The sequence below is a fragment of the Streptomyces sp. NPDC058678 genome (genome assembly GCF_042714835.1).
In the GTDB taxonomy this organism is placed as follows: domain Bacteria; phylum Actinomycetota; class Actinomycetes; order Streptomycetales; family Streptomycetaceae; genus Streptomyces.
Window position 1 is genome coordinate 1 of record NZ_JBHXSG010000079.1, and the last position, 7,098, is coordinate 7,098.

General features: G+C 71.0%; 6 protein-coding genes. 5 read left to right on the forward strand and 1 reads right to left on the reverse strand.

Going from position 1 to position 7,098, the window contains the following annotated elements:
- A partial coding sequence (locus tag ACFWWR_RS41800) for a S9 family peptidase (RefSeq protein WP_384309289.1) occupies window positions 1-1,470 on the forward strand: 1,470 nt, incomplete at its 5' end.
- A gap of 175 nt (window positions 1,471-1,645) precedes the next feature.
- Here ACFWWR_RS41800 and ACFWWR_RS41805 read toward each other — a convergent pair.
- A complete protein-coding gene (locus ACFWWR_RS41805) occupies window positions 1,646-2,284 on the reverse strand; it encodes a hypothetical protein (protein ID WP_384309292.1) in 639 nt (212 codons plus the stop codon).
- Between the two features lie 163 nt (window positions 2,285-2,447).
- Here ACFWWR_RS41805 and ACFWWR_RS41810 point away from each other — a divergent pair, with 163 nt between their 5' ends.
- The 4 genes from ACFWWR_RS41810 to ACFWWR_RS41825 all read left to right on the forward strand — a co-directional run bounded on the left by ACFWWR_RS41810 (window position 2,448) and on the right by ACFWWR_RS41825 (window position 7,036).
- Complete coding sequence (locus tag ACFWWR_RS41810) at window positions 2,448-2,600, forward strand: hypothetical protein (protein WP_384309294.1); 153 nt, start codon at window positions 2,448-2,450, stop codon at window positions 2,598-2,600.
- A gap of 21 nt (window positions 2,601-2,621) precedes the next feature.
- Window positions 2,622-3,227 carry a TIGR00730 family Rossman fold protein gene (locus ACFWWR_RS41815; RefSeq protein ID WP_383878441.1) on the forward strand — a complete coding sequence of 202 codons (606 nt, stop codon included), beginning with the start codon at window positions 2,622-2,624 and terminating at the stop codon, window positions 3,225-3,227.
- Window positions 3,228-3,692: 465 nt separating this feature from the next.
- The gene (locus tag ACFWWR_RS41820) at window positions 3,693-5,630 is read left to right on the forward strand and encodes a S9 family peptidase (protein ID WP_384309297.1); all 1,938 of its coding nucleotides are present in this window, start codon (window positions 3,693-3,695) and stop codon (window positions 5,628-5,630) included.
- A 119-nt stretch (window positions 5,631-5,749) separates the two neighbouring features.
- A complete protein-coding gene (locus ACFWWR_RS41825; protein WP_384309300.1) occupies window positions 5,750-7,036 on the forward strand; it encodes a Zn-dependent hydrolase in 1,287 nt (428 codons plus the stop codon).
- Window positions 7,037-7,098 lie beyond the last annotated feature (62 nt).

The window sequence follows — 7,098 nt, forward strand, 5'->3', positions numbered from 1 at the left end:
GACCGGCCGCGGCATGTTTTCGTCACCGATCCGTTCTCGGCCGACCCTGTGTCCGCCACCGTCCAGGTCACCGACGGCAGTTTCGACCACGCGGATGTCTCCTGGAGTCCTGACGGCGCGTTGCTGACGTTCACCGCGGCCCGCCATGCCGAGGCCGGCGACGATCTGCGCAACGACCTGTGGGTGTGCGCCCCCGACGGCAGTGGCCTGCGCGCCCTGACCGGCGGCGGCCTGCTCCTGGGCTGCCCCCGCTTCAGCCCGGACGGCGCCACGGTGTGCTTCGCCGCCGAGCCGCTGGACGAGAACAACAACCCCTACACGTCGATGAGCTACGGCCTGTGGTCCGTGCCGCTCGACGGCTCGGCGCCGGCCCGCCGCCTCACCGGCCCGGACTACCACCTCAGTTTCGCCAGCCAGACGATCCTCCCGGTCGCCGACGGTGTGCTGTTCGCCGCCGACCACCGCGGCGAGGTCCATCTGCTCCTGGTGCCCTACGACGGCGGCACCCCCGCACCCCTGATCACCGGCACCCGCCAGGTCAACTGGTACACGGCCGTGGACGGTCCGGGCGGACTGACCGTGGCGGCCGTCGTCTCCAGCGCCACCAGCGCCGGTGACCTGGTCAGCCTGCGCGCCGGCGAAGAGCACATACTGACCGGCTTCGGGCGCGAACTCGTCGAGCAGACCGACCTGTTGCCGGTCGAGGAGTTCACCGCCACCGCACCGGACGGCCACGAGGTGCAGGGCTGGGTCATCCGTCCGCGGGGCGAGGGCCCGCACCCGGTGCTGCTGCAGATCAAGGGCGGCCCGCACACCCAGTGGGGCTACACCCTCAACGGGCCCGCCGCCTTCGACGAGGCGCAGGTGTACGCGAGCGCCGGCTACGCGGTGGTGCTCGGCAACCCGCGCGGCACCTCCGGCTACGGCCACGACCACGCCCGGTACATCGCCGACGACCTGGCGCGCAGGACCGCCCCGGACCTGCTGGCGCTGCTGGACACGGCGCTGCGGGCACCGGATCTGGACGCGGACCGGGTCGGTGTGATGGGCGGTTCCTTCGGCGGCTACATGGCGGCCTGGCTGGCGGCCCATCACGGGGAACGCTTCCGGGCGTTCATCGGTGAGCGCGGCCTGTACGCGGTGGACAGCTACGCGGCCTCCAGCGACGACGGTGTGAACGTGGCGATCGCCCTGTACGGGCCGGACCGCTCCCGCTGGGCGGACAAGAGCCCGCTGACGTATGCGGACTCGATCACCAAGCCGGTGCTGATCATCCAGTCGGACCAGGACCGGCACTGCCCGATGGAGCAGGCGCAGCGGCTGTTCGTGGCGCTCAAGATGCGGGGTGTGCCGGTGGAGCTGCTGGTCTTCCCCGGCGAGGGGCACGACATGTCCCGCTCGGGTCTGCCCAGCCACCGGGTGGCCCGCTTCGAGGCGATCCTCGAATGGTGGGACCGCCACCTCCTGTAGGGCCTCCTGGCAGAACATGCCGCCGTCGCGAGGTCTGGCACCCGCATCTGCGGCGTTGTCGCCGGTTGCCGCCGCACCGCGCCGCCGCCCTCCTCCGCCCTGCAGCAGCTGCATGCTCCGTCATTGCTCGAACGACCTCGCGCAGGGGGATACCCCCCTCGCCCCTCGCCCCCGCTCACTGGGGAGCCACGGGCCGTCGATTGAAGCCGGCCCGATCCGCCGGACAGGCCCTGGCCCGCCCCGGAAGCCCGGCCCGGAAGCCCGCCCCGGAAGCCCGGCCCGGACGAGCCCCGTCGACGACCGCCGCAGCCGCGCCGCCCGAAGCATCCCCTGCCGAGAGAACGTTCCTGGAGGAATGATGAGCCGATCCGTGGCCCAGCACTGGACGGTCCCGGCGGTCGTCGACGGCGGCCGGCGCCCGCGCCGGGCCGAACTCTTCAGCGACGTCCGGGCCCGGCAGACGCACCCGTACACCCCAGCGCTCACCCTGGCCGGGAAACCGGGCACAGTCGTGCGCGAACGTCCCGCACCCGCCCCGCACGACATCGGCGCGCCCCGCACCGCCCGCCTCGACGACCTGGTCGACGAGATCCGGGCGGCCCTGGCAGCCCTGCGCGCCGCCCCGCCCGAGCAGGCCGGGCACGAGGCGGCGGCCGTACTGGCGCCGCACCTCGGGCACGACGACCTGCTCACGCCGGCCCGGCAGGAACCCCAGCCGCACACCTGTCGCCAGCACCTCCTGCACGCCGAACCCGGCGGCTCGTTCCCACTCGTCGCGCTGGTCCGGCTGCCGGGGCAGAGCACACCGGTCCACGACCATGTCGCCTGGTGCGCGTCGGGCCTTCACCGGGGGGCGCAGACGGAGACGGTCTACCGCCTGGTGCGCAACGAGCCGTATCTCATCCCCACGGCCACCTCGACCAGCGCCGTGGGAGCAGTGTCGTTCCCCGTCCCGCCGGGCGGCGTCACGACGCCAGGTGCACGCCGCGCACCGGACGGTCTCGATCCATGTGTACGGGGCGGACACCGCACGGCTCGGCACCAGTGTGCGCCGGACGTACACCCTGCCGGTGCTGCCCGTGATCGGCACCGGCCCACCGCGCTCACCCGCACATCTGCCACAGCAGTGACCGACCTTCCAAGGAGTGCCGATGCCCCCTGTCATAGAGATGCCCCCCGCGATAGAGCAGAGCGAGAAGATCGCCGTCTTCTGCGGTGCCCGCGACGGCGCGCGCCCGGACCATCTGCTGCTGGCCAAGGAGTTCGGGACCGCTCTGGCCCGCCGCGGCCTGGATTTGGTGTACGGCGCCGGCGGCGTGGGAGTGATGGGCGCGGTGGCCCATGCCGTCATGGACGCGGGGGGCGGTGTCACCGGGGTGGTGCCCCGCTTCCTGCACGCGCGTGAGCGGGCCGACAACGCGCCGGGCGCGCTGTTCCTCGTCCGCTCCATGCACGAACGCAAAGCGCTCATGTACCGGCTGTCGGCGGGCTTCGCCGTGCTGCCCGGCGGGTTCGGCACGCTGGATGAGCTGCTGGAGGTGGCGACCTGGAACCAGTTGTCGATCATGAAGAAGCCGATCGTCGTGGTCAACCACCGGGGCTTTTTCGACCCGCTGCTGCGCATGCTGGACCACCTGGTCCTGGAGGGGTTCCTCAGAGCCGAGGAGCGCAGCCTGATCCAGGAGGGCAGGAGCGTCGAGGAGGCCATCGACCTGCTCAGGGCCCCGCGTGCCGAGCCGGCCGCGGTCACGGCCTGACAGCCGCCCCGTATAAGCGCCCCCACCGAACGGTGGGGGCGCTTCGCGTTTATTTCGGGAAAGCGTCCGGGAATCCTGTTCAACTTCCGCATCAAAAACATGATGTTGACGCCGAAGGCCTTCCCGGGAGAATATTTCATCACCGCCGGGAAATCCCGGAGGAAACTGAGATGATAAAGGAGTGATCCTCATGGAGAACACCGTGGCGTTCGACGACATCGAGTTCATCGAGACCTCTGCCGAGCTTCTCGCGACGTCGTACTACGTCAACATCCAGTAATTCTTTGCTGCGGCCGGAGGGGCGGCTTCCGCCCCTCCGCCGCAACAGGACGCACCACGGAAAATGAACAGGACGCACCACGGGAAACGCAGGCGCGAAGACAGGAAAAATGTCTTCGCGCCCCTTTGTTGTGTCCAATTCCGCTGTCATTGACTGGGATTGTGTGCCACCCATAAATTCATCGTATGAAGTTCACAGACATTGATCTCCTTCCTGTTCTGGGAAAGCCGACGCTGTCGGGGGACGGCCGGTTCGCGGCTGTCGCGGTGACGCGTCCTGATCTGGCCGCCGACGGGTATGTGTCCGAGCTGTGGCTGGCCGAGACGGACGGCGGCCGGCCGGCCCGGCTGCTGAGCCGGGGTATGGATGACGGCGCTCCGGCGTTTTCGCCGGACGGCCGTCATCTGGCGTTTCTGCGCCCTGTTGCGGGTGGTGCCGCGCAATTGCATCTGCTGCCGATGGACGGTGGTGAGGCGCGTGTGGTCACGGGGCATCCGATCGGTGCGGGGCAGCCGGTGTGGAGTCCGGATTCGACGCGTATCGCCTATACGGCGCGGGTGCCGGAGCCGGGCCGTTACACGGGTTCGCCGCAGAGTGAGGCGCCGCGTCGTATCACCCGGCTGCGTTACTGCGCGGACGGGTTCGGTTTCACTTTCGACCGGCCGCGGCATGTTTTCGTCACCGATCCGTTCTCGGCCGACCCTGTGTCCGCCACCGTCCAGGTCACCGACGGCAGTTTCGACCACGCGGACGTCTCCTGGAGTCCTGACGGCGCGTTGCTGACGTTCACCGCGGCCCGCCACGCCGAGGCCGGCGACGATCTGCGCAACGACCTGTGGGTGTGCGCCCCCGACGGCAGTGGCCTGCGCGCCCTGACCGGCGGCGGGCTGATTCTGGGCTGCCCCCGCTTCTCCCCGGACGGTGCGACGGTGTGCTTCGCCGCCGAGCCGCTGGACGAGAACAACAACGCGTTCGCCACGATGAGTTACGGCCTGTGGTCCGTGCCGGTCGACGGCTCGGCGCCGGCCCGCCGCCTCACCGGCCCGGACTACCACCTCAGTTTCGCCTCCCAGATGATCCTCCCGGTCGCCGACGGTGTGCTGTTCGCCGCCGACCACCGCGGCGAGGTCCATCTGCTCCTGGTGCCCTACGACGGCGGCACCCCCAGGCCCTTGATCACCGGCACCCGCCAGGTCAATGCCTACGCGGCGGTCGACGGCGTGGACGGGCTGACGGTGGCGGCCGTCGTCTCCAGCGCCACCAGCGCCGGTGACCTGGTCAGCCTGCGCGCCGGCGAGGAGCATGTGCTGACCGGCTTCGGGCGTGAACTGCTTAAGCAGAGCGATGTGCTGCCGATGCAGGAGTTCACCGCCACCACCGACGACGGCTATGAGCTCCAGGGCTGGGTCATCCGTCCGCGGGGCGAGGGCCCGCACCCGGTGCTGCTGCAGATCAAGGGCGGCCCCTATACGCAGTTCGGGTACACCCTCAACGGGCCCGCCGCCTTCGACGAGGCGCAGGTGTACGCGAGCGCCGGCTACGCGGTGGTGCTCGGCAACCCGCGCGGCACCTCCGGCTACGGCCAGGCGCACGGCATGCACGTCGCCGACGACCTGGCGCGCAGGACCGCCCCGGACCTGCTGGCTCTGCTGGACACGGCGCTGCAGGCACCGGATCTGGACGCGGACCGGGTCGGCGTGATGGGCGGCTCCTTCGGCGGCTACATGGCGGCCTGGCTGGCGGCCCACCACGGGGAACGCTTCCGGGCCTTCATCGGTGAGCGCGGCCTGTACGCGGTGGACAGCTACGCGGCCTCCAGCGACGACGGTGTGAACGTGGCGATCGCCCTGTACGGGCCGGACCGCTCCCGCTGGGCGGACAAGAGCCCGCTGACGTATGCGGACTCGATCACCAAGCCGGTGCTGATCATCCAGTCGGACCAGGACCGGCACTGCCCGATGGAGCAGGCGCAGCGGCTGTTCGTGGCGCTCAAGATGCGGGGTGTGCCGGTGGAGCTGCTGGTCTTCCCCGGCGAGGGGCACGACATGTCCCGTTCGGGTCTGCCCAGCCACCGGGTGGCCCGCTTCGAGGCGATCCTCGAATGGTGGGACCGCCACCTGTGACCGGCACCGCACGGGGCCCCGGTTCCCTCCACGGGGCCGGGGCCACTCGCACGAGCGCACACCAACCCATCCACCCCAACCCATTCACACCCGCTCAACTGAATGGATCTGGAGGACTCATGAGTCAACCAGTGGCCCATCGTCGCAGGGCCCGGCCCGCCGTCGACGCGGAGCGTCTTTTGCGCCGCGTGGAGGAACTGGGCACCATCGGGCGCGACGCGGTGACCGGCGGCATCACCCGCGAGGGCTTCAGCCGCGCCGACCGCGAGGCCCGCACGTACCTCATGGAGCAGAGCCGGGCCGCCGGCCTGGCACCGTCGGTGGACGCGGCCGGAAACATCACGGTCCGCTCCCGCCCGCTGGGCACCGGGCCCGCACGGCCCGCCGTACTGATGGGCTCCCACCTGGACACCGTCGTCAACGGCGGCCGGCTGGACGGCGCGTACGGAGTGCTGGCCGCCCTGGAAGTGGTGCAGGTCTGTGCCGAGTTGGGCGTCGACGGCGAGTTTGAGCCCGTGGCGGTCGCCTTCTCCAACGAGGAGGGCGCGCTGTTCCCGCAGCCGTTCTTCGGATCGTCCGTCCTGGCGGGCCGGCTCGCCGACCTGCCCCGCGAACCCCTGGACCACGAGGGCCGTCCGCTGCGCGGCCCGCTGGCGCTGGCCGGCGGTGACCTGGACGCCCTGGGCAGCGCGGTGTGGCCGGCGGAGTCGCTGGCCGCCTATCTGGAGCTCCATGTGGAGCAAGGGCCGGTCCTGGAACGGGCCGAGAACCGTATCGGCGTCGTCGACGGCATCACCGGACGCACGGTCCTCACCATCGAGATCAGCGGAAGCGCCGGTCACTCCGGCACCACTCCGATGCCCGGCCGGCGTGACGCACTGGCCGCGGCGGCCCGCGCGGTCCTGGCGGTCGAACACCTCGCCACAACGCGTGGGCTGTGCCGGGTCGCCACCGTCGGGCGTCTGGACATCCACCCCAACTCGCCCAACACCATTGCCGACACCGCGCGCCTCACCGTCGACCTGCGGGACACCGTCGCCGTACGGATGGAGGAGGCCGAAGCCGTCCTGCGGCACGACCTGGAGGACCTTTCCCGGCAGACCGGCACCGTCATCGAGGTCGTCGCCCGTACGTACTCCGGTCCCGTGTCCACCAGCGCGAACCTGCGCGGCCTGATCGAGGAGAGCTGCCTGGAACTGGGCGCGCCCTACCAGTGCCTGCCCAGCGGCGCCGGCCACGACGCCCAGGTCGTCGCCGACATCACGCCCACCGCCATGATCTTCGTGCCGAGCGTGGGCGGCGTCAGCCATGTCCCGCACGAGGACACCGACCCGGCCGACCTGATCCTCGGCGCGGAAATACTGCTGCGCACCGCCGTCAAGGCCGCCCGGATCCGAGCCCACTGACCTCGCCGGTGCCGCCCGGCGGGCGGGGCCGCCCGGGGACGGCCGCCCGGGGCCACCCGGGG

Bases quoted from the DNA above. Each gene is read 5' to 3' on its own strand.
- ACFWWR_RS41815 (WP_383878441.1), top strand. From the start codon at position 2,622: ATGCCCCCTGTCATAGAGATGCCCCCCGCGATAGAGCAGAGCGAGAAG.
- ACFWWR_RS41820 (WP_384309297.1), top strand. From the start codon at position 3,693: ATGAAGTTCACAGACATTGATCTCCTTCCTGTTCTGGGAAAGCCGACG.
- ACFWWR_RS41825 (WP_384309300.1), top strand. From the start codon at position 5,750: ATGAGTCAACCAGTGGCCCATCGTCGCAGGGCCCGGCCCGCCGTCGAC.